General features: G+C 61.6%; 22 protein-coding genes, 1 tRNA gene and 2 pseudogenes. 8 read left to right on the forward strand and 17 right to left on the reverse strand.

The genetic code is table 11. The features are described from left to right. The first annotated feature begins 32 nt into the window (after positions 1-32). On the forward strand, positions 33-947 hold the full coding sequence (locus KIP88_RS13490; RefSeq protein WP_214488395.1) for a DMT family transporter: 915 nt from the start codon (positions 33-35) through the stop codon (positions 945-947). 154 nt (positions 948-1,101) lie between these two features. On the opposite strand, the gene KIP88_RS13495 is transcribed toward KIP88_RS13490, so the two are convergent. The 3 genes from KIP88_RS13495 to rplU all read right to left on the reverse strand — a co-directional run bounded on the left by KIP88_RS13495 (position 1,102) and on the right by rplU (position 2,678). After that, entirely contained in the window at positions 1,102-1,704 is a 603-nt protein-coding gene (locus KIP88_RS13495) for a GNAT family N-acetyltransferase (protein ID WP_214488396.1), read from the reverse strand. A gap of 123 nt (positions 1,705-1,827) precedes the next feature. Then, the gene (rpmA, locus tag KIP88_RS13500) at positions 1,828-2,097 is read right to left on the reverse strand and encodes a 50S ribosomal protein L27 (protein ID WP_065744718.1); all 270 of its coding nucleotides are present in this window, start codon (positions 2,095-2,097) and stop codon (positions 1,828-1,830) included. A 92-nt stretch (positions 2,098-2,189) separates the two neighbouring features. After that, a complete protein-coding gene (rplU, locus tag KIP88_RS13505) occupies positions 2,190-2,678 on the reverse strand; it encodes a 50S ribosomal protein L21 (RefSeq protein ID WP_214488397.1) in 489 nt (162 codons plus the stop codon). Between the two features lie 418 nt (positions 2,679-3,096). On the opposite strand from rplU, the gene KIP88_RS13510 reads away from it, so the two are divergent. Next, positions 3,097-4,209 (forward strand): ROK family protein, encoded by a 1,113-nt coding sequence (locus KIP88_RS13510; protein WP_214488398.1) that lies wholly within the window; start codon positions 3,097-3,099, stop codon positions 4,207-4,209. Positions 4,210-4,400: 191 nt separating this feature from the next. On the opposite strand, the gene KIP88_RS13515 is transcribed toward KIP88_RS13510, so the two are convergent. After that, a complete protein-coding gene (locus KIP88_RS13515; protein WP_214488399.1) occupies positions 4,401-5,264 on the reverse strand; it encodes an alpha/beta fold hydrolase in 864 nt (287 codons plus the stop codon). A gap of 123 nt (positions 5,265-5,387) precedes the next feature. Between KIP88_RS13515 and KIP88_RS13520 the strand changes: the two genes are divergently transcribed. Continuing rightward, positions 5,388-5,477 (forward strand) — tRNA-Ser (locus KIP88_RS13520). Between the two features lie 517 nt (positions 5,478-5,994). On the opposite strand, the gene KIP88_RS48490 is transcribed toward KIP88_RS13520, so the two are convergent. The 9 genes from KIP88_RS48490 to KIP88_RS13560 form a co-directional block, all read right to left on the reverse strand. Further along, positions 5,995-6,186 carry a S8 family serine peptidase gene (locus KIP88_RS48490; RefSeq protein WP_374226460.1) on the reverse strand — a complete coding sequence of 64 codons (192 nt, stop codon included), beginning with the start codon at positions 6,184-6,186 and terminating at the stop codon, positions 5,995-5,997. Between the two features lie 123 nt (positions 6,187-6,309). Then, a complete protein-coding gene (locus KIP88_RS13530) occupies positions 6,310-9,093 on the reverse strand; it encodes a phospholipase D-like domain-containing protein (RefSeq protein ID WP_214488401.1) in 2,784 nt (927 codons plus the stop codon). An 894-nt stretch (positions 9,094-9,987) separates the two neighbouring features. Further along, a complete protein-coding gene (locus KIP88_RS13535) occupies positions 9,988-10,692 on the reverse strand; it encodes a serine hydrolase (protein WP_283848510.1) in 705 nt (234 codons plus the stop codon). Then, complete coding sequence (locus tag KIP88_RS47860) at positions 10,623-11,030, reverse strand: serine hydrolase (protein ID WP_283848511.1); 408 nt, start codon at positions 11,028-11,030, stop codon at positions 10,623-10,625. Before KIP88_RS47860 ends, KIP88_RS13535 begins: the two co-directional genes overlap by 70 nt. Positions 11,031-11,330: 300 nt before the next feature. Beyond that, positions 11,331-12,050 (reverse strand): ABC transporter ATP-binding protein, encoded by a 720-nt coding sequence (locus KIP88_RS13540; protein ID WP_214488402.1) that lies wholly within the window; start codon positions 12,048-12,050, stop codon positions 11,331-11,333. Continuing rightward, positions 12,047-13,285 carry an ABC transporter permease gene (locus tag KIP88_RS13545; RefSeq protein WP_214488403.1) on the reverse strand — a complete coding sequence of 413 codons (1,239 nt, stop codon included), beginning with the start codon at positions 13,283-13,285 and terminating at the stop codon, positions 12,047-12,049. Before KIP88_RS13545 ends, KIP88_RS13540 begins: the two co-directional genes overlap by 4 nt. A 5-nt stretch (positions 13,286-13,290) precedes the next feature. Then, positions 13,291-14,496 carry an efflux RND transporter periplasmic adaptor subunit gene (locus KIP88_RS13550; RefSeq protein WP_214488404.1) on the reverse strand — a complete coding sequence of 402 codons (1,206 nt, stop codon included), beginning with the start codon at positions 14,494-14,496 and terminating at the stop codon, positions 13,291-13,293. A gap of 16 nt (positions 14,497-14,512) precedes the next feature. Beyond that, a complete protein-coding gene (locus tag KIP88_RS13555; protein ID WP_214488405.1) occupies positions 14,513-15,163 on the reverse strand; it encodes a tetratricopeptide repeat protein in 651 nt (216 codons plus the stop codon). A 793-nt stretch (positions 15,164-15,956) separates the two neighbouring features. After that, positions 15,957-16,253, reverse strand: a complete 297-nt coding sequence (locus tag KIP88_RS13560) for a hypothetical protein (protein ID WP_214488406.1) — start codon at positions 16,251-16,253, stop codon at positions 15,957-15,959. A 211-nt stretch (positions 16,254-16,464) separates the two neighbouring features. On the opposite strand from KIP88_RS13560, the gene KIP88_RS13565 reads away from it, so the two are divergent. Together KIP88_RS13565 and KIP88_RS13570 are read left to right on the forward strand one after the other, a co-directional pair. Then, positions 16,465-17,469, forward strand: a complete 1,005-nt coding sequence (locus KIP88_RS13565; RefSeq protein WP_214488407.1) for a glycoside hydrolase family 3 N-terminal domain-containing protein — start codon at positions 16,465-16,467, stop codon at positions 17,467-17,469. 100 nt (positions 17,470-17,569) lie between these two features. Further along, positions 17,570-17,776, forward strand: coding sequence for a hypothetical protein (locus KIP88_RS13570; RefSeq protein WP_214488408.1), 207 nt, complete (start codon positions 17,570-17,572; stop codon positions 17,774-17,776). A 39-nt stretch (positions 17,777-17,815) separates the two neighbouring features. Here KIP88_RS13570 and KIP88_RS13575 read toward each other — a convergent pair. Then, a pseudogene (locus KIP88_RS13575) lies at positions 17,816-18,173 on the reverse strand (hypothetical protein). Positions 18,174-18,893: 720 nt separating this feature from the next. Here KIP88_RS13575 and KIP88_RS13580 point away from each other — a divergent pair. Continuing rightward, complete coding sequence (locus tag KIP88_RS13580; protein WP_374226462.1) at positions 18,894-19,466, forward strand: LuxR C-terminal-related transcriptional regulator; 573 nt, start codon at positions 18,894-18,896, stop codon at positions 19,464-19,466. A gap of 242 nt (positions 19,467-19,708) precedes the next feature. On the opposite strand, the gene KIP88_RS13585 is transcribed toward KIP88_RS13580, so the two are convergent. From KIP88_RS13585 to KIP88_RS13595, 3 genes are all read right to left on the reverse strand, one after another. Next, on the reverse strand, positions 19,709-19,954 hold the full coding sequence (locus KIP88_RS13585) for a hypothetical protein (RefSeq protein ID WP_214488410.1): 246 nt from the start codon (positions 19,952-19,954) through the stop codon (positions 19,709-19,711). Between the two features lie 230 nt (positions 19,955-20,184). Next, the gene (locus tag KIP88_RS13590) at positions 20,185-20,577 is read right to left on the reverse strand and encodes a response regulator (RefSeq protein ID WP_214488411.1); all 393 of its coding nucleotides are present in this window, start codon (positions 20,575-20,577) and stop codon (positions 20,185-20,187) included. Between the two features lie 285 nt (positions 20,578-20,862). After that, positions 20,863-21,588, reverse strand: a complete 726-nt coding sequence (locus KIP88_RS13595) for a Crp/Fnr family transcriptional regulator (RefSeq protein ID WP_249790741.1) — start codon at positions 21,586-21,588, stop codon at positions 20,863-20,865. Between the two features lie 768 nt (positions 21,589-22,356). On the opposite strand from KIP88_RS13595, the gene KIP88_RS13600 reads away from it, so the two are divergent. Together KIP88_RS13600 and KIP88_RS13605 are read left to right on the forward strand one after the other, a co-directional pair. Next, positions 22,357-22,773: a response regulator gene (locus KIP88_RS13600; RefSeq protein WP_214488412.1), complete on the forward strand. Its 417-nt coding sequence runs from the start codon at positions 22,357-22,359 to the stop codon at positions 22,771-22,773. Between the two features lie 287 nt (positions 22,774-23,060). After that, positions 23,061-23,279 (forward strand): annotated as a pseudogene (locus KIP88_RS13605) (flagellar protein); the annotation flags it as partial.

A 23,279-nucleotide genomic window follows, 5' to 3' on the forward strand; every position in this document is an offset into this window, starting at 1 on the left:
GCAAGAACAATAGGCGGTCGCCAATCTCCCCAATGAGCCTCTTCGCCAAAATCTCCACCTATGACGAGCGTTCCGCGCGGCTGGCCGGCATCGGCTTGATGCTGCTGTCGATCTTCATGTTTTCGTTCGGCGATGCGCTCGGGAAATACATGGTCGCGACCTATTCGGTCGGGCAGTTGCTGTGGCTGCGCGCCTGCGCGGCGCTGCTGGTGCTGCTGCCGGTGATCTGGAGGCAGCGCGCCGAATTCTCCCGCATCGAACGGCCATGGCTGCAGCTCTTGCGCGTGACGCTTTCGACGCTCGAAGTCGCGGCCTTCTTCCTCGCCACCGTCTATCTGCCGCTCGCCGACGTCATCACTTATTACCTGGCCTCGCCGATCTTCGTCACCGCGCTCTCGGGCATCGTGCTCGGCGAGCGGGTCGGCTGGCGGCGCTGGACCGCGATCCTGATCGGGTTCTGCGGCGTCCTGATCGCGCTGCGCCCGTCCACGCAAACCGTGAGTTGGCCGGCGATGATTGCCCTCGGCGGCAGCCTGTCGTTTGCGTTCCTGATGCTGATCACGCGGTCGCTGCGGTCGACGCCGGATATCGTGCTGACCACATCGCAATTCGGCGGGACGTTCCTGCTTGGCGCGCTGATGTCACCGATCGGCTGGGTGACGCCGACCCTCGGCAGTCTGGCTCTATTCGCCGCGGCTGGAATTGTTTCGGTCGCCGCGCTGTTATGCATCAACCGCTCGCTGAAGCTGGCGCCGGCCAGCGTCGTGGTGCCGTATCAATATTCGATGATCGTATGGGCGGTGATCTTCGGCTTTGTGGTGTGGGGCGACGTGCCGTCGCTGTCGACCCTGATCGGCGCCGCCATCATCATAGGTGCGGGCTTCTATATCTTCCTGCGCGAACAGAAGTTGGGCCGCGAGGAAACGGTGGTCAATCCGCCGGCGTGAGCGACTTGCACAGCCGTCGTCCCTGCGAACGCAGGGACCCATAACCACCGTCGTCAATTGTTGATGAGAGCTGGAGCAACAGCTTGGCGGAGCAACGCGATCCTGCGGTATGGGTCCCCGCTTTCGCGGGGACGACAACCGCTGTCTTGGTTAGCTACCGCTCTCGCCTCGTCGAACTCCCCCAGTTCTTCAGCGACGACCAGACACCGCGCGTCAGGCGGAAGCGGTCGACCGGGGTCGAGGATCCCAGTGCCTCGAAGCGGTGCAGCTCGACGCCGTTCCACTGGAAGCCGCATTTCTCCAGGATGTTGCGCGAGGCCGGGTTGGCGACGCGGGCGCCTGAAATCAGGTGCTCGGCATCGAATTCCTCGAAGAAAAAGTCGATCACCGCGCGCGCGGCCTCGGTGCCAAAGCCCTGGCCCCAATGAGCGACGCCGAGCCAGTAGCCGAGTTCCGGCGCGCCTCGTTCGCTGCGGTCGATACCGACCATGCCGATGGGCGAATAGTTCTGCTCGATCAGAAACACGGTCTCGCGGTTATCAGTGGATGTCGCGCGCACGAATTCGACCGCGTGGTCCTGCAGATAGGGATGCGGCAGGCGGCGGGTGTTTTCCGCAATGCGGCGATCATTGGCGAGATGCGCAATCGCTTTTACGTCCGCGAGCGTCGGCCGGCGCAACGTCAGCCGTTCGGTCTCGAGGACGCAGCTACTTGCTTCACGCAAGACCGGCGTTGGGATCGGGATGTCCTGCAACATGTCGGGCTCCTGATTGCAAAAATGCGCAAATAAAAAGGGGAGGCCGGTTTCCCGCCTCCCCTTGGAGCCCTTTTCGACTCCGCCGGTTCAACAGGACCCGGCGGACTCATATGTGTCCACCGTCTATTCGGCCGCCTCCGCCATCGGGACTACCGATACGAAAGTGCGGCCATTGGCTTTTGCACGGAATTCGACATGACCTTCGACCTTGGCAAAGAGAGTATGGTCGGTGCCCATGCCGACATTAAGGCCGGGATGCCAAGTGGTGCCGCGCTGACGCGCGATAATGTTGCCGGGAATCACGTGCTCGCCGCCATAGGCCTTGATGCCCAGGCGCTTGCCCGCTGAATCGCGACCATTTCGCGATGAACCGCCTGCTTTTTTGTGAGCCATGGCCCGTCTCCGACTTCGCTAAGATCTTTAGATCAATTCCGTGATGGAATCATTTCACTTTTTGTCGCGCTTCAACTTTTCGTTGAAGCGTATCACTTCTTGTCGCTCTTGCCCTTCGCGGCGGCCTTCTTGGCCGGGGCCTTCTTTGCTGCGGGCTTCGCCGCAGCCTTCTTCGCGGGCGCCTTCTTCTTGGCCGGCGCCTCGTCACCCTCGGCGGCGGGCGCCACGACCTTTTCCCTCTTCGGCCGCGGGCCGATCGAAGGTTTGGCGTTATCGGTCAGGATCTCGGTGATGCGAAGCACCGTGATCTCGTCGCGATAGCCGCGCTTGCGGCGCGAATTCTTGCGGCGACGCTTCTTGAACGCGATCACCTTGGGGCCGCGCTTGTGATCCAGCACTTCGGCCGCGACGGTAGCGCCTGCCACCGTCGGCGTGCCCAACACCGGCGTGTCACCGCCGACCACCAGAACTTCACCAAGCTGCACGATCGTACCGACATCGCCGGCGATCTTGCCTATCTCGAGCACATCATCCGGAACGACGCGGTATTGCCGGCCGCCGGTTTTGATGACTGCGAACATCGTTTTTTTCCTTCGTGTTCGATCCCGGCCTCGGACATATTCCCAACAGGGCTTGCCCGGGTCGGCTTTTTGGTCAGTCGTTATGGGTACGATTTTCGCGCGGCCCAGGGAGAGCCCCATAGAACGAGGGCGAGCCCCTTAAGAATTCGCGCAAAAACAAGCGGCGCGAGAAATCCCGCGCCGGATGCGGGGACTTATAGCCGCAGAACGCCGCGAGTCAAGGCAAAGAGACCCAAAAACCGGCCAAAAATGCAGGATTTGGGCCGGAAAGGGCGAATGGCGAGTGGCGAATAGCGAATGGGGAGGCCTCCCCAGCCACCTTTTATTCGGTATTCGCCATTCGCTACTCGCCCTCTTTTGAAACCAAAGGGTTCCCCGCCCGTTGTCGCCAGCGAAATCCGGCAGGGGCTCAGGACTCATGGCTGAAGACACCACAACGACCACGGGCATCGCCCGCCACGGCGCCACCCGCCTGCCGTCGGTCGAGGTCGACAGTTTCAACGTCGAACTGAAGGACGACGAAGGCTTTCTCGGCGACCGCGCCAGCAAGGGGGCTTTCCGCAAGATCCTGGACGGCTTGCGCAAGCCGCTGAAGAAAAACGGCGACGATCCCTTGGGCAAAAAGTCCGCCGGTGAGATCGCCAAGACCGAGCTCGATGAGGCGCTGGTCGGCAACGACGTTGGTGCCGCAGCCCTGGTGCACGGTGCGATCGAGGAATTCGCCCAGGAGCTGGCCTATGTGACCGGGCGGTTTCTCAAGACCAAGGCGTGGGCCGATACCGAGCGCATCGTGGTTGGCGGTGGCTTCAGGCAGAGCCGGGTCGGCGAGCTCGCGATCGCCCGCACTGACCTCATCCTCAAGGCCGAAGACTTCGATGTCGATCTGGTGCCGATCCGCTTTCATCCCGATGATGCTGGCCTGCTCGGCACGCTGCATCTGGCGCCGTCATGGATATTCGAGGGCCATGACAGCATCCTTGCAGTAGATATCGGCGGCACCAACATCCGCTGCGGCGTCGTGGATACGCGCTGGAAGAAGGCGCCCGATCTTTCCAAGGCCGAAGTGTGGAAATCCGAACTGTGGCGGCACGCCGACGATGAGCCGACGCGCGAGGGCGCGGTAAAGCGGCTGGTCAAGATGCTGAAGGAGCTGATCACCGCGGCCGAGACCGACGGCCTCAAGCTCGCGCCCTTCATCGGCATCGCCTGTCCCGGCGTGATCGACGCGGACGGCTCGATCGAAAAGGGCGCACAGAACCTGCCGGGCAATTGGGAGAGCAGCAAGTTCAACCTGCCGGCTAGCCTAGTGGAGGCTATCCCGCAGATCGGCGATCACGACACAGCCGTGCTGATGCACAATGACGGCGTCGTGCAGGGCCTTTCCGAAGTTCCCTTCATGCAGGACGTCGAGCGCTGGGGCGTGCTGACCATCGGCACCGGTCTCGGCAATGCGCGCTTCACCAATCGGCGCAAGGAGAGCGGCAAGGACAACGGCAAGGACGAGAAGAAGGCCAAGAAGGGGCGGGATTAACGTTTTTCGCGGGTAGTAAGGTTGACTGGTTAGGTTAAGACCGGGTTCGCGTTGCCGTTTCCATAGCGGTTGCTACCGTCATTTCGTCGCTCCGCCTGGCCGGCGAAGCCGCACTTCCCGGCCGGAATTTCAAAGCAGCGGCACGGGACCGCCGGTATTTTGTCGCGTCTGGCGGTCCCACCATTTTTTTCTCAGCTCCAGCCGATGCGCGTGAAGAACGCCGCGATCTCCGATGCGGCGCGATCGGGATCCTCGCGATGGGGGAAGTGACCGACATCCCCAAACATCGCGAGATCGAGATTTGTAAAGGTCTCACCAAGCCGGTCGGTCCATTCATAGGGAAACAGCGGATCATGTTCGGCCCAGCGAACACAGGTCGGCACGCCGATCGGCGGTGACGCCGGCGCTTCGCCCTTCATCATCCTGACCCGGCCGGCATGGGCTGCGCGGTAATGCGCGAAGCCACCGGCAAGGTTTCCGTCCTTGAGGAAATTGTCGGTGAAGGCCTCGAGTTGATCGTCAAAGACGTGCTTACGATGCGACCACGCTCTTAGGAAATGCCCGATATAGAGCCGGCAGCTTTCGCGGCTCGCGCCGACGAGGGCAGGCGCCATCTCCATCTGGTGAAAGGATTGATACCAGATGTTGTTGAGGCGCTCCGGCTCCGCCATCCGGGGCCCTATTCCGGGATAGACGAAATCGAAGAAGAACAGCCCGGCGATGCGCTCGGGCGCCAGCCGCGCCAGCGGCTGCATCAATGCACCGCCGACATCGTGACCGACGATGCCGACCTGCGCGAGGCCAAGCGCATCGATCAATGCCAGCATGTCGGCGGCCTGCTGGTCGGGTCCGAACAGCCCCTCCGGCTTGTCGCTGTCGCCGAAGCCGCGCAGGTCGGGTGCATATAGCGTGAAGCGATCGGCGAGCCGCGTCATCACCGGCTCCCAGGTCAGCCAGAATTCGGGCCAGCCATGCAGCAACAGCAGCGGTCGCCCGGCCCCCATGCGGGCCACGTGAAGCGTCGCGCCATTGGCCTGAACCGTCAAATGCTCCATTTTGGGCTCCTTTTTTGCTCCCCGGGGCCGGCACGGATTTCTTGGCCCTGCGCCTTGTCTGGCCCGCCATCCTCGCCTAGAACTCGCCCCGACCGCGGGCCGAATCTGCCCGTCATGGCGCCTGGAGAGGTGGCAGAGTGGTCGAATGCACCGCACTCGAAATGCGGCATAGGTGCAAGCCTATCGGGGGTTCGAATCCCTCCCTCTCCGCCATTTGCCGAAACTAATACCCACCTAAATCCGCACACCTTGAGTTTGAGGCTGTGCAACCCCCTCGTTAGTAAAAAGATTGGCGGACGGCTTCATCCCCATTCATAAAATAGTTATGCCTGCCAAGGGCCGGTCACGGTGCAAGGCGGACCTCCGCTACAAGCATCTTGCATCCAGCGTCATCCGGAGCATTCCCCTGACAGACGATGTGCTCCCTTCCCGCGTTCCTACTGATGGGCCACGTGCGCCAACCACTCGGAAGGGGAGCGCTTCAAGCGTTTTCGGTATTTGGTGATCGATGCGCAGACGTGTCAGGGCGTTTCATAGGCCGCCGCCGATCGGCCGAACGTAAAGCGATCAGCGCTCGGGTCTGGTATCGAACGCCCCCAACAACGCTCTCGCATCCAGCGCACCGTAGCCGAGCGATGGCGTACGTCGGTCGCTGAAGTTCTGCGTCGTGCCCCGCAGCGCCGCGGCGATTTGAATGGCGTTGGGAATCGCCAACCCGTTTCGCGCAATACTACAACGCCGGTGCGACCGCGCCCGTGACATGAGGTGCAGCCATACTGGTTCCGGACATCGTTGTCGTTTCACATGACCTTTCGCGAGATCGCTCCTTTGATCGCCGATGTTGGCGACGAACGCGAGACGTCGTTCGTCGTCTCACCTTCTCGCCTGCCGTACCGAGGTCCAATTCGTTCCGACGAAACAAACTAAACTTCGGCTCAAGGGTTGCTTGGCCTGGAGATCCGGATCGAACATGGCCTGCAGCGGAGCGGGCATGAATCGAGATCGGTAATCTCCGTCAGGGAGACCAATCCAAGCCCGACACGATTCATCCTTCAAGAAACTCCTCCAACGTCATGCGGCGAAAGCCTTGTGGGACCGCGCTTTCGGGATCGGCGATGCGCGGCGCTTCGGTGATTGCCGATTCCGGAATGACCGGCCGCGATGCACGATCCCAGTCGAGCTCGAAGGCCTGGCGGTAATACTGGGCGACGTCGCTGTCGTCGAACAGGAGACTCGCATCGCGATTCAGGGTAACCCCGTTGCCGCTCCAGTTGTGGCTACCGACCAGGCAGCGCTTGCCGTCGACGATCATGCCCTTGGTATGCGTGCTTGGCAGGTGCCGCAGGCACTTGTTCAGGTTGAGCCCGCGCTTCTTGAGATCCTCAGCGCACGGGATCCAGGTGCCGTGGTCCGAGCGCAGTATGACCCGCACGGTTTCGATCTCTTTCGACTTTTTGATGAGCGCCTTCACCAGTTTTTCGAGGTTGCCTGCGGCGCTGTCCTTGAAGGAGTTGATGTAGGGAATCTGGAACAACAGCTCGTCGTCCGCTGATTCGATGAGATCCAGCACGGCGTCGGTATAGACCTTGCCTTTCTTGTCGGGCGTCAGCAGCGGCTTGACCTTGACGCGACGGTTGATCGTGATCGGATCGAAAATGCGCGATGCCGCGCGCGCTTCCAGTTCGAATGCGACGGACTCCTCAATCGCAACGGGAACGTCGACCAGGACGTCCTCGATCACCGCCTCTTCGGTTCCCCCGTTCTCCTTGGAGAACTCCAGATCGGCGAGGATGTGGCTGCGGTACCGGGTGGCAAGTGTCTTGTTCTTGATCACCACGTGCCATTCACGGTTTCCCTTCTTCGCCCTGATGGCCTGGAGATCGTTGAGGTCAGCGGGGTCGATATTGGGCTGGCTCGAATTTTTCCAGTTGCCGCTCGACAGCCAGAACCGATCACTGTCATCCACCGTCACCTTGATGTGGTAGGAGTCGGCGATCAGGCCGTTCGCCCCCTCCGGCGCGTATATTCGATCAAAGTTGAAATCGTTCGCCCACTTCCGGAACACCGTCTTGCGGTTGAAGTCGCCGTCCTTGACGCCTGCCCTGGTGACGCGCGTAGCGTTGTCGATCACCAAGTCCATCTCGACACCGTCTTCAAGCCGCTCCTGAATGGCGTCAGCGATGTGCTCGGCATGGAATTCGTACATCGAGGACACCATGCGGCCCTGGGCGTTGGCGATGTAGTCCGACAGCACCGACCAGCTACGTTCAGGCCCGACACAGCAGGTCAACTCCATCTCTTCATTGACCTGACCAAAGCTGAATTTGGCCCCAGTCCGATCATCGTCGTTGTAAGCGATCGAGGTGACCGCGGCCTCGCTGACGAGGTCCGGGCCGCCAAGCATGTCGACGATGCCGGCCGTACGGACGTCGACGGGATGGCCGAGATACGCCGCGGGAGCGCGCGCGCGCACCGCCGCGATCTTGTCGGGATGGGTGACAACATTGACGCAAGCCGTATCGGTGAACTCGCCGTTGCTGACGACGAGGCCGGAGCGGACGGCTAGGATGCCGTCGCCCCGAAAGGCAGCCGCGAAGCGACGCACCGCGTCCTCAATCGGAGCAGTCTCCGTTGTTGTTGCCAGCGCGATTCCGCCCCCGGCGATCGGGGAGCCGATCGAGACCGTGATCGTGAGAGGAAGTGTGATCGAGACGGAGGCGGCTTGCCCGGTGGCTGCCAACGCCGCCGGGGGTGGTGCCTGTGTTACGCCGGCAGTTGCCTGACCGCTGCCGCCGCGGTTGGTTACGACTGTTTCCGGGGTCTCCCACGGTCGGCGTTTCAAATAGTTGCGGATGGTGGAGGCCGGCACGGCATAATTCTCGAGGACATAGGCGCCGGCGAAATGCAGCGCGACCGCTTTGCCAGTCGCGAGATCGATGACCGCCGAGCCCGAATTGCCCCCAAGCGTGGTGCAATCATGGGTCGCCCAGCCGCGTGAATTCGGCATCATGACGCCAGGCGCGGCGCGCTTGACGTCGTAGCGACCACCGAACACACGTTCCATCCAGGCCTGATCGGGGATGACATCCTCCCCCGCCCGCGCCGGATAGCCAATGACGGCCACCGATGTGCCTGCGGCGGCATCGGTGTCGGCAAGCAGGACACGGTCCTGCTGTCCGCCGTCGCTGCTGCGGCCGATCTTCAGGAAAGCGATATCGGCGACCTGTCGCGACTCGATGAAGATGATGCTTTCGACCGGACTGGCGACGCTCAAGTCGCTGTCCATCTCGTGCTTCCAGTTCACGGTGGTGACGATCGGATCGCCGAACCGACCAGGCAAGAAGGTGAAGCGGCGGCCGTCGCGGCGGCCGATCAGCTCGGCCACATGGCTATTGGTCACGACGATGTCAGGCGCGATAAGCCAACCGGTGCCGATGAAGCTCGCATTTCGTGGGAAATTAGCGACATCGATGCGACCGACTAGTGGAATGACGGGCTTGATGTTGTCGGCCGCAGCCAAGAGCCGCTGCACCATCATCTCCCCATCCGGGGGCTCAATGAACGCCGGCGTGCCCACAACCGTGTCTCCCTTGATCGGCACTACCGGCCGACCAGGGCGGACCATCGTTTCGATCGTTATCGGTACATCCAGCGGCGGCGCCGCCTCGGCGACGGCCGCCTCCAATCCCATCACTTGGCGCGCGGCCGGCTGCATGGCAGCGGTGCGGGCATTGATCGATTTGGCGAGATCCGGATCGAAGCGCTCGAGGTTTTGAAGCCAGTTGCTGATCTTTTCCGGCGTCAAGCCGAATTGAATTGGATGAGCCATGTTCTTCTCCCCTTGAACCCTTGTTGATCGTCCAGAGCAAAGGTGTCAGTTGTCGACGACACTTTTGCGAAGTTGCTCGCCTAGGGCTGCCACCGACGCTTCGATCGCTTCGCGGTTGACGGAGCCCGCTTGCTCCCCGACTCGATGGTGGTTTCCGTTACTGGGCCGGACCTGCGGAGCGTTGCGCCGGCTAACTTGCGGAGCTGACGAGCCGAACCTTGGGTTACTCGTGTCCCCTTTATCTATGATCTCGTGACCGCTGCAGCCCCCGCGGGAGCCTAGCTCCGCCTGACGCTGGAGCGGTGACGATCAGACCTCAAACCCCATTTAGGCGCAACCTAAAATCGAATAAAGAATATTATTCTATCGGGCAATTTGCCGGTTCACCGTTCGAGGCGACGATTGCTCGGACGCCTTATGAGTCAGCCGCCAAAGCCCCGGGCGAGAAGCGAGGGAACGTCTCTTAATGGATAAGCTGAGTCTCGAAAGTGTGCGTCACTTCATAACTAGTCGATTTCCGATCGTGACGACCGAGTACCGCATCGCCGGTAGCAAGCTCACGCCGCTGGACTTCTTTTGCTACTCCATGCTGGCCGCATTGGCGTGCGAAGAGCCTCGGGGCGAGAGACTTTAGGCAGAAAAAATGAAGCTCGGTGTGTCGCCGTGTGGTACACGGGGGTGGTACACTGACAACGAGCCGGGTTGTCGGCGAGCCTTATTTTTTAGGGTTTTCGGCGTTTTGATTCTGGCCGGTGGGGAATCCCTTCCTCTCCGCTAACCGCTCAGACCCAGCCACTCAGACAACGAAAAACGCCTGGCGTGCCTCGTACCGTGCCAGCAGGCGACTGCCTTCCGAGCCGGCCATCACGATCGACCTCTCCGCTGCATCTCAACCTACTGTCGCGCTAACGCCGGGAGGATGTGATAGCGGCCGATCTCATGAGAAAATTCGCCGCGGTTCGCCAGGAGAAGCAACCCGATCTTTCTCGCCGGCACCAGTCCCACATAGGCCGACGCATTATTGAGACCGCCCGGTTTGTCGATGATGTCGAGGTCGCCAAGATCTACGTTTTCCCAAGCCATCGCTTGTCCGAACTCCTGGTCAACATGGAATACCTCGCGCTGGGTTATTCGCAAGGCCTCGCGCAATTGCGGATCGGCCAGGTTGCCGTCGATGCAGGCGGCCATCAAGGTGACGAGGTCGCGCGCGGAGGAAAACATCTGTCCGGTGCTCGGAAAGTCGAAATAGCCCTGCTGGTTTCCGGGAGGACCAATCGGCGTGCCCCGGTCGGAATAACCCTGGACGGTCTTCTGTATTAGCTCCGGCGGCATGATCGCACGGTTATCCCGCCCGCGTTCCGGGATCAGCGTCGAATGCATGCCGAGGGGCGTCAGAATACGGCTTTCGATGAGTTGTCCGATCGGAATGCCGTAGCGGCGCTCAAGTGCGAGCTGGAGCAGGACGTAGCCTGCGTGACTATAGACGCGCTGCTTGCCGGGCTCTTCGCCGTCGCGCGGCGTCCAGGCGTTCAGCATGTCGACGAATTCGGCCAGGGAGTACGAGGCGTTTGGCCACGGCGGATGATCGGTCGGCAGCAAGAGACCGGATGTTGGGTCGCGAGCTGGCCGATGGTTATCCGACTTATATAATCGCCGTGCAATTCGGCGACGTATTTGTTGACGGGGTCGTCCAGCTTCAATTCGCTGCGGAGCACGCCGAGCGCGACCAGCGTTGCCTCGAACAGCTTTCGCACCGAAGCGACATTGAACAGCGTATCCGACGTGACAGGCCGCCTCTCGGCCTCATCAGCGAACCCGAAATTGAAGAACTGTATATGACCGGCGACGTAAACGGCGGCTGCGACGCCGCCGGAATGGCCGGTCGTCGTCTCCGGAGCAATGCTCTCCGTCACGATCTCTCGTACGTGCGCGTCCATCTCAGGATCCGCAAGAATGGCTCGCGTCCAGCCGAGCAGAAACAAGAGCGAGAGCCATAGACCTGCGCTTGAGCGGCGAAGCCACAATCTCGTTGAACCCGCCGCCATACGGACCTGCATACGAGATCGCCGAATGCAGACAAATGAGCCGGCGATCTGAAGGTTGCCTATCGGAAGCCTGCGCACGGCAAGCTAGAAAGCCGCAGTGCGAGAGCCAAATCACTTCAACCGGAGACCTGAGCACGATTGTTTGATGAATCCGGGCTTCACACCCTTCCTCTGCCAAACGTGATCCAAGGACTAACCTTCCGCCGCACAAACGAGCTTGCCTGCATCCCGTTCGGTGATCTCGGCGATCTTGCCGTCGACGATGTGGATGCGGCGGTCGGCGCGGGCGGCCAGCGCTGGATCGTGGGTCACCACGACCACCGTCTGGCCCTGGTCCGCGATGTCGCGGAGGATCGAAAACACCTGTTCGGTCGATGCCGTATCGAGGGCGCCGGTCGGCTCGTCGGCCACGATGATCTCGGGGCGGTTGGCGAGCGCGCGGGCGATGGCGACGCGCTGGCGCTGGCCGCCGGAGAGCGCGTTGGGGCGTTTGTTGGCGTGCTCGGCAAGTCCAAGCGAGCCGAGCAGAGCAAGGCCGCGCTCGCGCATCTCGCTTTCAGCCATCCTGCCCGCGGCACGCATCGGCAGCAGCACATTGTCGAGCGAGGTGAACTCCGGAAGCAGGAAATGAAACTGGAACACGAAGCCGCATTTGGTCAGGCGGACATCGGCCCGGTCCGATTCCGACAGTTTCGAGGTCGGCTGACCGCAGATAATGACCTCGCCTTCGCTGGGCGCATCGAGCAGGCCCAGGAGATAGAGCAGCGACGATTTGCCCGATCCCGACGGCCCGGTAATGGCGACGAATTCGCCCTTGTTCACCGCAAGATCGATACCGTTGACGAGGGTGTGCGAAACAGCGCCCTCGATGCGGCGAACCAGCTCCACCGCCTGCAAAGCGACCTCGGTCATGATGCTCCCCGGATGATGTCAACTGGATGCACGCACGTTGCCTTGCGCGCAGGGAAATAGGCGGCCCCGGCGCAGCAGACAAGGGATATGCCGCCGACGACCACATAGTGCATCAGCGAGTAATAAATCTGCAGCGGAACGGTCGTGCCTGTCAGCGGATTGAAGATCGTGATCTTCGACCAGCCGTAGCAGAGCAGGTAACCGAGAATCCACCCGAACAGGATGCCGACCAGGCCGATGATGGCGGCTTCGATGATGAAAATCCGTCGCACCGCATACTCGCGCATGCCCAGCGATTTCATGATCGCGATGTCCTGGCGCTTCTCGTGCGTGATCGTCGAGATGATGTTGTAGGTGGCAAAGGAGGATGTCAGCAGCATCGCACCCATCACGGTGAGCACGATGAAATCGCGCACGGTAAAGGATGACAGCAGGTCGGCATTGGCTTCCTGCCAGGACACAGATTTGTAGCCGGTCTGCGCTTCGACCTGGGCGGCGACCTTTTGCGCCAACATGGGATCGTTCAACCGCAGTCGGAGTTGGTTGACGACCCCGCTTTGCCCCATCATGACCTGCGCCGGCCCCATCAGCGAATAGATCTGGCTCTCATCGACGCGCTTCAGGCCGGAGCGAAACAGCCCGGCCACCGTCGAATTCAGCTGGATGCCCTGGCCGCCGATCAAGAGGACGGTGTTGCCGGTTTTTACGCCGAGTTTCTCGGCCAGGGCCTCACCCATGATAATGCCGTTCGGCGCACGTGAAAGGTCGTCGAGCTTTCCTTCACGCATTTGCGAGGCGAGTTTGGAGACCTGAACCTCACGGCGGGTGTCGATGCCGCTCAAGGTGATGCCGATGCGCGCGCCGCCGTGATTGATGATAGCGGTGGTCTTCGCCGAGGGAGCCACGTCTCCAGGTATCCACGAGCGCAGTGAGCTCATCACCGACTCCGGATATTTAATGCCAGGACGTTTGCCGACATTGGCGATGTCGGACATCTGGACCGCGCCATATTCCTGGTCTGCCGGTTGCGTCGGCACGGAGCGCCGCTCGTCCTCGATCGTGATATGCGGCATGGTGTCAACGAGCTGCCGCAGGAAGTCGAGCTGCGAACCCTGCATTAGGCCCGCCATCATGATGGTGAAGCCTACCCCCATGGCGACGCCAGCCATACCCACGAGGGTCTGCCGCACCCGGGAGCTGACATGGGTCCATGCGATGTTGAACAGAAGTTTCACGGCGGCTACCGGCTGTTGCTGATGATGTTGCGACGCGCGTCATTGACGACGGAATCGATGTGGGCGGTCATTGCTGCCGAAATCACTGCATCGTCGGGATCTGAAGGCGCTGTGGTGACCGAGGCGACCACGGCAGCCTCGGGTGTTACGCCCGGCTGATCGGTCGGCTCACTCACGGCCGCAGGCTCCACGGCTCTGGTCAGGCTGTTGTCGATGCGAATCCTGGCTCCGTCAGCGAGATCCGTGCGTGCGGGCGAAAGCACAGGGTCGCCCTTGGATACGTCGCCGATGATCTCGGTGTTGCGGCTGCCGCGGATGCCGACTTTGATGGGCACACGTCTGATCCGGCCGTCATCGATGATCTGAACAGAATCGCCTGTGACGGCTTCTGCCGGCACGACGATCGCCGCCTGCTTCTCGCGGAAGATGATATTGACCTCGACCGACATGCCAATCCGCAGCGGCGTATCCTGTGGCAGCCGCAAGTAGACGCGGAAGGTCTTGCGGGTCGGGTCACCCTTGGGCGTGATCTGGGAGACGTTGGCGCGCAGGGCCCGTCCGGGGAAAGCCTCGCTTCGCAGAAAAGCCTTCTGGCCAGACGCGATGCGGTTGATCTCCTCCTCATTGACTTCGGCAACGACCTGCATCGGGGCAGGCGGTCCCACCCAGAACAGGACATCGGTGGGACCGGCGATCTCGCCGACCTCGCCGTCGCGCCGCAGCACCATGCCGTCGAGCGGAGCTCGCAGCAGCAGCGAGTCGAGGTGCACCTTCTGCGCGGCGATCCGCGATTTTGCTTCCTCGAGCTTGGTCCAGCGCTGCTCGTACTCGGTACGCGCGGCGTCGTTCTTGTCGCGATCCTTCTCGGCGCGCGCCAGGTCGCGTTCGAGCTGGCCGCGATTGATTTCCATCTGATCGAGCGCGCTGCGCTCCTCGGCGTCGTCCTGGCGGCCGAGGACCTGGCCGGCCCTGACCACCTGTCCCTCGCATCTGCAAAGCTCGACCAGCCGGCGGCGCTGCAGCGGCACCACTTTGGCCCAGCGCTCAGGCTCGACGGTGCCTGTTCCGTAAACGGCTTCGGAAACCGGCGCGACGCTCGCAATCCCGGTGGTCACCAACGGCGGATGAAGGAAACGGGAATAGCCGTAATAGCCCGCCCCTGCTGCTGCGATCGCCAGAATTCCGGTTGCGACGAGATGATGCAATTTCATGGTGCGTCCCCTTAAATCAGAAGCCAAATCGCTTGCGCAGGTTCGGCGGAACCTGGTCGAGCAGATCGCGAGCATCATCTCGCTTTGCATTCTTCACTGGCGGTACCGACGTGACCTTGGGGGATGCCGGCAATACCGTGACGTTGGATGACGCGGGCTGCGAGACCACAGACGACGGCTGGGCTGCGGGCGCTGCCTGCACGATCGCCGGCGGGGGCGGGGGTGGGGGCGCAGCCACCGCGGGCTGGTCCACGTCTCCAGCTCTTTCGATATGCGGAGACTTGCCTGCACCAGCAGTCCGAACGGCGCGCCAGGCTCTTGCGGCGACCACGGCACGGCCGATCTCGTCGCTCGTCATCCGCTTCATGAGCAGCGACATCAGTTGCCGCGCACCGTTGCGGTCCTCATCGACTTTGCCCGCCGAAGCGACGATATAGGCCCAGCTATAGGCCTTCACATTATCCTTTGTTATGCCGCGCCCGCTCGCATAGAGGCCGGCAACGATCAGCATGGCGTGGGAGTGCCCCTGGTCGGTAGCGCGCGAGAACCAGCGAAATGCCTCCTGGTCGCTACGCGGACGACCGACACCTGCTGAATGGAGCGCTCCAAGATAGAACTGGGCATCATCATCGCCCGCTTGCGCCGCCTGCTCGTAGCGAGTGGCCATTGCCCGATCGGACGCGGCGTCGGCAAGAGCAGGGCGGAGGTTGATCGGCGCGACGAGACAGCAAGCAACAACCACAACTGCTCGCGCCATGGCCGATGAAATCGCGTAACGAAATCCTGACCGCAATGATCGGTGCGCGACAGGATTGATCGATCGGAAATTTGAGATGCGCCACATTGCTTGTACACGCTTTCGGTTTTGTTCGTTCGTGCCAGAGAAGGCGTCTGAGCCGCGCTAACGCGGGCGAAGTCTCCCCACAGCACCTCTCGCGAACAAAAGCCTAGCTCACTTGCGTCCCGACAAATGTGCGACCCATCACACATCCAGCTTACCGCCACCGGAACCCGGCTTTCTTTGCCGGTTCCGTTCGACGCGCATTGAACGCGAAGCCGAGGCAAATGCGTTCAAGGACGTGTTCGTTCAAGGACGTGGCGCTTACAGAGCAAACATGAGACTCAAGCTCTCATCGAGCCTGTGGCTTCGAGGGCGGCTGGGTTCTGACCAGGTCTCGTCAGGATCGGACAGCTGCCTCTGAACTGGCATAGCGCAGAGCCAGCAGATCACCCCGGCTGTCGCGAATGCATTGGCGCAGCGGGGGAAGCCAGGATGGTCGGCTTCAGGATAAGGTAACTTCAGGACGCGCTATTGGCACACACGCACCGATCGGGCAGGCCGATGAGCTTGCAACGAGATTCGTTGCCGTGCCCAGGCAGACGATCACGGTGGTCATGATGGAATCGAAAAACTCGCCCGAGCCGCTCGGCCCGGACGAGTTTCTTTCCTTCGTCTCGAATCAATAGCGGTAGCAGACGTTGACCGGGCCGTAGGGGCTCCATTTCCAGCAGCTGTTATAAACGTGGAAATGATGGCGATGGCCGTGATGATGATGACCATGACCATGGTGATGATGGCCATGCCCGTGGTGCCCGTGGTGCCCGTGATGGCCGTGGCCTCCACCGTGCCCGCCGTGGCCGCCATGCCCACCGTGACCGTGACCGCCAGCGAAAGCCTGACTGGGGATGGCCAAAGAAGCCGTGGTCAACGCCAGAGCAGCAATCGCGGCGGTAATGATCTTGTTGATCTTTGTCATGGACGTCTCCTGGGTTGGGCAGAGCGAGGATCGCCCTGCGATGATCCATCCCTAGAGGCGCTGGCTGCGATGCGATGTGATCAAGGTCACTCCACTGGCAGGATCACCCAGTTGGTGTGACGCGGGGGTGTCAGGTATCTTCCCCATGCGTGGCGCGGTTACTTGCCGAACTTGGCCTGGCCGGCCTCAAAGCGCTATTCTTAAGGCTCACATGCTCATCGGCGAACTCTTCATCCTCGGCTTCTTCGGCAAGACCGTCCCGGTGTGGCTGAAGCAATTCGCCGCCCGCTACGGTCTCGGCGGCGTGATCCTGTTCGACTATTCCTGCCGGACGCAACAATACGACAACAACATCGAATCCCCCGAACAGGTGCAGCGCCTTTGTGAGGAGATTGCCGCGCTGCCGTCAGGCCCAATGGTGTTCGTCGACCAGGAGGGCGGCCTGGTGCGGCGGCTGAAGGAAAGCCGCGGCTTTGCGCCGTTGCCGAGCGCAAAGGAATTCAACCATCTCGCGCCGGATCACCAGCGCGCGATCCTCACTGCGAGCTTTGCGGAGATGCGGCGGCTTGGCATTCACTATGATTTCGCGCCCGTGATCGACGTCGATTACAACCCGGAAAATCCCAATATCGGCAGCATCAAGCGTTCCTACTCCGCCGACATCGCCGAGGTGGAAGCCAATGCGCTGCTGGCAAGCGAGGTGGCGCGGGCGCAGCGTATCGGCCTGTGCCTGAAGCATTTCCCCGGCATCGGCGGCGCCGTGGTGGATTCGCATCAGGAATTCATGGATATCTCCGATGCCCTCCGGGATGAACAGGAAGAGCTGTTCTATTCGCTCGCGCCAAAGATGTTCGGCGATGCCGTGCTGGTCAGCCATGCCATCGTGAGGCAATGGGACAAGGATCATCCGATGACCTTGTCCGCGGCAGGGCTTGGCCGCTTGCGCACGCGCCTTCCGGACACGCTGCTGATCACCGACGATATGCAGATGCAGGGATTGCAGAAGGCCCTGGGCACCAGGGAGGCCAGCCTGCAATCGCTGAAAGCGGGCATGGACATGCTCTGCATCGGCAACAACCTGTTCGATCAGGAACAGGAAATGGCCGCCGTCGCCGAACACGTCGAACAGGGCCTGCGCGACAAGACCTTGTCCGGTCCGGCAATAGAAAACTCGATCGCGCGGGTGGCCAAGCGAAAGGCGCTCTGGATGGCCTGACGGGTGGAACCCGAGGTCTTCAAGGTTAAATCCGCCGAACGATCTGTTGCCTTGCGAGGCCGTTGAGTCTACAAGCCTTTTTTCAACGGAAAGACCGGCGATGGCCCATAATTTCGCGATCAACGACGACGTTCATCACCAGCAGCAGGGCCCGCAGGGCCGCGCTACGGCGAAGGAACGCAGCATCTACACCATCGTTACCTGCCTGCCGATCGAGGCCGACGGCCGCCCGCGCTATCGTATCAAGAGCAAGACCGAGAACATCGAGCGCGTCGTGACCGAGGAACAGATCTCCAGGCTCGGCTGATCCCTCGGGGGCATCCCATCGGAACTGTTCAGCGCCGCCCTACTGCGCCTTCTCGTGCGCCGCGATGCCGGTCGCCTTGTAGTCATAGGTCGGATAGAACTCGGTGCCGCAGCGTCGCCACCTGGGCTACTCCCATCATCACATGCCAGCTCACGACCTCGACACCTTCAGGCGGGAAAGCCTTGTAATAGCCCCGGCGCTGGAGTTGCGCGTTGAGCTCGCTCAGCGGCCGCGACTGGTCGTGCTTTAAGAACACGGTCAGCATCACGGCGTTGTCGGCCGTCGGCGCCGCGTTCTCAGCCGGTGGCGATGTGGTTTGTGCCGCCGCACCCGAACTGAACGCCAAGGCGCCGGCCAGCACGGCCATTCTCATCCATGATCCCTTTGCTTGCGACATCGCCGTCTCCTTTTTGGATTCGTTGCGGGATGATTTTGGGCCTCGATCATTGCGAGGCTGCCGCAGCCTGAAACCGGAAGCGGCGAAAATGGCGGCTTCGCCCCCCTCGCGTTTTCGCGGCCAGTTGCCAGTTGTGAGGCAAATCATACGCCCGTGTCGGAGCTTGCGCTAAGCCGCGGCGGAGCGCGGCCGCCCCAGCCAGCAAGGATCGAACCGATGAAAGCGCGGCGGATGGCCTATTGGTGGTTCAGGCTTGTCGTCTCGGGACGATTTCTCGAAAAGTTCCTCAAGCTGCGTCGCCCCTGATTCTTCGCCACGATAGCCGGATCCTGGTCTCACCTCTCAGTCCGACGATCTCTCACTCCGGGCGATGCCAGGCACGCGGAATGTCGCGCCGGACGGTGGCGTGGACGTGGGGTGCCGAACGGTTCGGAAGGGTAAGCGAATCCGGTTGAAGTCTATTAACAAAGCAAATGTAGTTACCGTAAAAATGCGGGGGTAACGGGCTACGGCATTTACCTTTTGACGATCCAGTTCGATCCAGAACCGCCGATTCGGAGTGAATTTTGGCCGGTTTTAGCCCGCGGGCGGGGTGCGCCGATCGGTTTTTCCGTAGTCTTACTGGTTCGGAAATTAACCATGAAAGAGGGATGGAGCCGATAAAATAGTTATATGTCAGCACAAGACCATCGCGCGGTTGATTCGCACTTCACGAAGTGGATGGAAAGCATCACACCTCACGAAGAGAATCCTGAGATCGTCCAACTGTCCGCAGCGCGCGCGCGTGCCGCGGAAGAGGCGAGCGCTGCGATTGCCCGGCAGTTGAACGGGCCCCTGACGGCGTTGCTGCTCTACATGAATGAGATCAAGCAGCACAGCCACCAGTTTTCACAAGCGCCCGGCAACCGGCTCTACCTCCAACAGGTGGTGGAGAACGCGCTTCAGCAAACCGAGCGCGTCTGCGCGCTGGTGAAGCAGATGTCGGACAATCATCCGGCGCCGGCCTCCGATGCCGCTGGCAGGAATGCAAGCGAGGCCCGGGCCCGCCACCCCGCGGATGGCGCCCGCAGGCCGGGCCTGATGTTCGCCGCGGAGACCGGCCAGAAGCCGCTGACCAAGCGCGAGCGCGAGGTGCTGAACCTGATCAGCGAAGGCTGTTCCAACAAGCAAGGCGCCTTGCGGATGAGTATCAGTCCAAGGACATTCGAGAGCCATCGCGCCGAGGCCATGCGCAAGCTTGGCGCCCGCAACACCGCGGATCTGGTTCGCAAGGCGCTGCTGCAGCCCGCCTGATTTTTGCCGAAAATGGTGCCTGCGATGCGCCACTGAGCGCGCGGCTTCAGGCTGTCAATATGTCCTGAGGGGGCAGGCCGGCCGAGCGGGATTGCCACAGCGTTTTCGAGCGAAGCATGCCCTCGGACTTGATCCGAGGGTGGAAACCGGTTCGCGTCGAGAAAACGCGTCAAATCAGGAATCTGGAGCTGCGTTTCGATTTCGTTGAAACGGAGAAGGCTCCAGATCGCGCATTCTGCCGTTCAGCAGTGGTCTTCCATGAAGGACCGGGCGCGCGGCGCGGGCCGCAACGAGAGCGTCGGCTTGGGCGCTTCCGGGATGATCGTGATGGTCCACGCCGCCGGAACGCTCGACTTGTTTTCCACGATCGATCGAACGTGGCCGGTGACCGGCGATTGGGCCGAACGCACAGTTGCGGTCCTGCCATTGAACTGGGCGATACGGAAACGCCGCACTTCCTTCTGATCGCTGGTTTCAAACGTGAACATGAGGGGACTCCGTTGGTCCCCGCAACTATCCTCAGTCAACGTTATCCGGAAGTGAAAATCTCTAACCGTAGTAGTACGGCTAACCCGCATCGGCGGCGCGGTGCGAACCGGTCCGGCTCTCGAAAAGACATCTTGTGAGAAGCGCCGCGCGCAGGTCGTTTTATCGGCAGCGGCGGATGTAACGGATATGCCGCGTCGCCCTGGAGACAGCGATGCGCTCCCGGCGGATGTCAGCCGGCTGCGTCGGGAAACACCGCTTCCATCTTGGTCTTCAGCGTCGCGGCGTTGAACGGCTTGACGATGTAATTGTTGACGCCGGCCTTCTTCGCGGCGATGACGTTTTCGGTCTTGGATTCAGCCGTGATCATGATGAAAGGCGTCTTGGAAAATTCCGGACTGGCGCGGACTTCCTTGAGCAGCTCGTAGCCGGTCATCGGCTCCATGTTCCAGTCGGAGATCACGAGGCCGTAGCGCTTGGTCTGCAGCTTGGCGAGCGCGGCCGATCCGTCGCTGGCGTCGTCGACATTCTCGAATCCGAGCTGCTTGAGAAGGTTGCGGATGATACGGATCATGGTGCTGTAGTCATCGACCACCAGGATCGGCATCGACAAATCAAAAGCCATGTCCTTAACTCCGCGCAAACAGCAGGCCGCCGAACACAGGTGAATGCGCGTTGCACGCGAAGGAGTCTCGATTGCCTTTTCTCGAACCCGCACCCGTCAGCACCGTGACAAGTATCAGGGCTCATTGAACAGCGCGTTAACTCGGCGCCGGTCGAAACGCCGAAGAGGCGGCGATTGGTCGTAATAATACGGTAAGGGGTTAGGGGATTGCGCAATCCTCGCGCGCAACGACGGCGCGATGCATATCACAGATCGGGCCGCGCCGCCGTCGGTCGTGGCAAGCGGTCATGCGGCCGCGCAGTGGATGCGCGATTGCAGCAGCCTCGTGTACTGCGACTTGACCGTCGCGTAGCACTCGCAGGAGGTCTTGATCAGGCCGTCCACGTTGGTGATTTCGATATGTCCGCGGCTGTAGTGGATGAAGTTCGCGTGCTGCAGCGTGTTGGCCACCAGCGAAACGCTGTTGCGGCGCGCGCCGATCATCTGGGCCATCGCTTCCTGGGTCAGGACGAGCTTGTCGCTGCCGGAAAGGTCGCGCGTATGCAACAGGCATCGCGCCAGCCGGGACTCCACCGTGTGCGAGGCGTTGCAGCCGGCAGTTTGCTGGATTTGCGCATAGACGGCGAGGCCGTGCCGCGCCAGCGCGGCACGCAGCGTTGCGCTCTGGTCTGCGGCAAAACGAAGCTGGTCGAGATCGATCGTCGAGGCGGCGCCGGGCACCAGCACCACGGCGCTGTTCAGCGCAACCGGGTCGCCGAGCGCGGAGAATGCGCCGAAAATGCTGTCGCGGCCGATCATCGCGATCTGAACGTGCTCGCCGCGCGCGAGCTTGACGACCAGCGAGATGACGCCTTTGTGCGGGAGGTAAGCGCGCTTGAGCGTTTCGTCGACTTCAACCAGCACCATATCCTGGCTGAGATCGGAGGCACGCAGATGCGGACGAATCAGTTCGAAGTCGTCCGCGGTCAGCGAGGACAGAAAACCATTCTGAGAACGAGGGGCTGAATCCAAAGCAGTCTCCTGCCTTACGGGCCAAGCCGGTCTCTGGCGTCCAATGCGCAATCCGAAATGCAGGGCGATCCTTGCACATTTTCCCTGCAAGCAGAACAGGCAAAATAGACGCACGCAGCCAGCGCCCGCACCGGGCCGCATAATAGAGAGGTGAGCGCCCGCCGCAAAAGTCCCGCGCGGGCAATATAGCCGCGACAAGCGCGGCTCGACCGGGTGAGACGCATTTGCTGCGTGCAGCACATCGCCGGGCGCTCGATCAACCCGGGCTGCTCATGCCGTGCCAGGTGTTCTTGAAACGCGCGGCCCTGCTCGGCGGCGGCTCGAAAATCCGCGTTGACGACGACGGAGGCCGCGCCGGCTCTACGACGAGCGCATCGGTCAGCGCCGGTCCGTCGCAGAGCACCGCCGAGGCCGTTTCGAGATGCGGGCAGAACGACGCGAATGCCAGACCCGCAACTACTGAGAGGGCGCAATGCCGCTTGCATCGAACGCGGCCGATCGAAGGTCTCGCGTCAACGATGGCGCGGGCGTCGCGTGCCGGGACCGAGCATAAATTCCCGCTCTGACGGCGCCAGGTTGGGGAACCGGCCTTATACACTGTAGAGGGCAGACAGCCCGGCGATTAGCCGCAGAAATGCGGTAGCGCACTGATTCGCAAGGCAAAACCGCCTGCGCGATCGTGTGGAAGGTCGTCCCTTTTCAGGAAGGGTCGTCCCTTCTCAGGAGGGGTTGGCGCATTGAGCGCCCGCCGCCACGAGAGAGGTGGTCATGCGTCGTATCCTGGTGGTCGATGACGATCCGATGGTCTGCGCGGCCATCGAGATCTATCTCGATCGTCACGGCTTTGACGTGACGATCGCCGATGGCGGCGAAGCCGGGCTTCGTGCGCTGGAAGATTCCGGCTTCGACCTGATGCTCGTCGACATCTTCATGCCGCACATGCGCGGCTTCGAATCGATCAGGATATTCCACGAGCGCGCGCCGACGGTTCCCCTGGTTGCGATGTCGGGATACGCCTTTGCCAATCTCGATTCGCCGGCGCCGGACTTCCTGCGCATGGCGCTCGAGCTCGGTGCCGCGCGCTGCTTGCGCAAGCCGTTCACGCCGGGGGCGCTGCTGGCGGTCGTTAGCGAATGTCTTGCCGAAGCCCGGTCGCGTTTCAGCGGCGTCGTCCAGTCGAACTAGCGGCCAGATCTTCCTCGACGATCGATCGTTCGGCGGCTCGATGCGCAGCTATCAGAGACCTTGCGCGATCGATCGGCGATGCCGCATCCGCTGGCGTCGAGGTCGCGGGCCTGCATCGGTAAGACTCTGTTTACCATAAATGAGATTGGGCAAGATTTTTTCGGCCTTTCGTATTCGTACGGATCGTCGCGTTAACCTGCGGGTAGCGGTGGAGGACCAGTGTGGCACGGACGCCCAACGAAGTTGCGGCGTTGCGTCAATTGTGTTCATCCAGAAGGATATGAGTTATGTCAGGTATTGTTCTCTCCGCTTCGGTTCGCCAGAACCTTCTCTCGCTGCAGTCGACCGCCGATCTGCTCGCGACCACGCAGAACCGCCTTGCCACCGGCAAGAAGGTCAACACGGCCCTCGATAATCCCACCAACTTCTTCACCGCGCAGTCGCTGGATTCGCGCGCCGGTGACATTAACAACCTCCTGGACGGCATCGGCAACGGCGTGCAGGTA

It is taken from the genome of Bradyrhizobium sp. SRL28 (genome assembly GCF_018596315.1).
GTDB lineage: Bacteria > Pseudomonadota > Alphaproteobacteria > Rhizobiales > Xanthobacteraceae > Bradyrhizobium.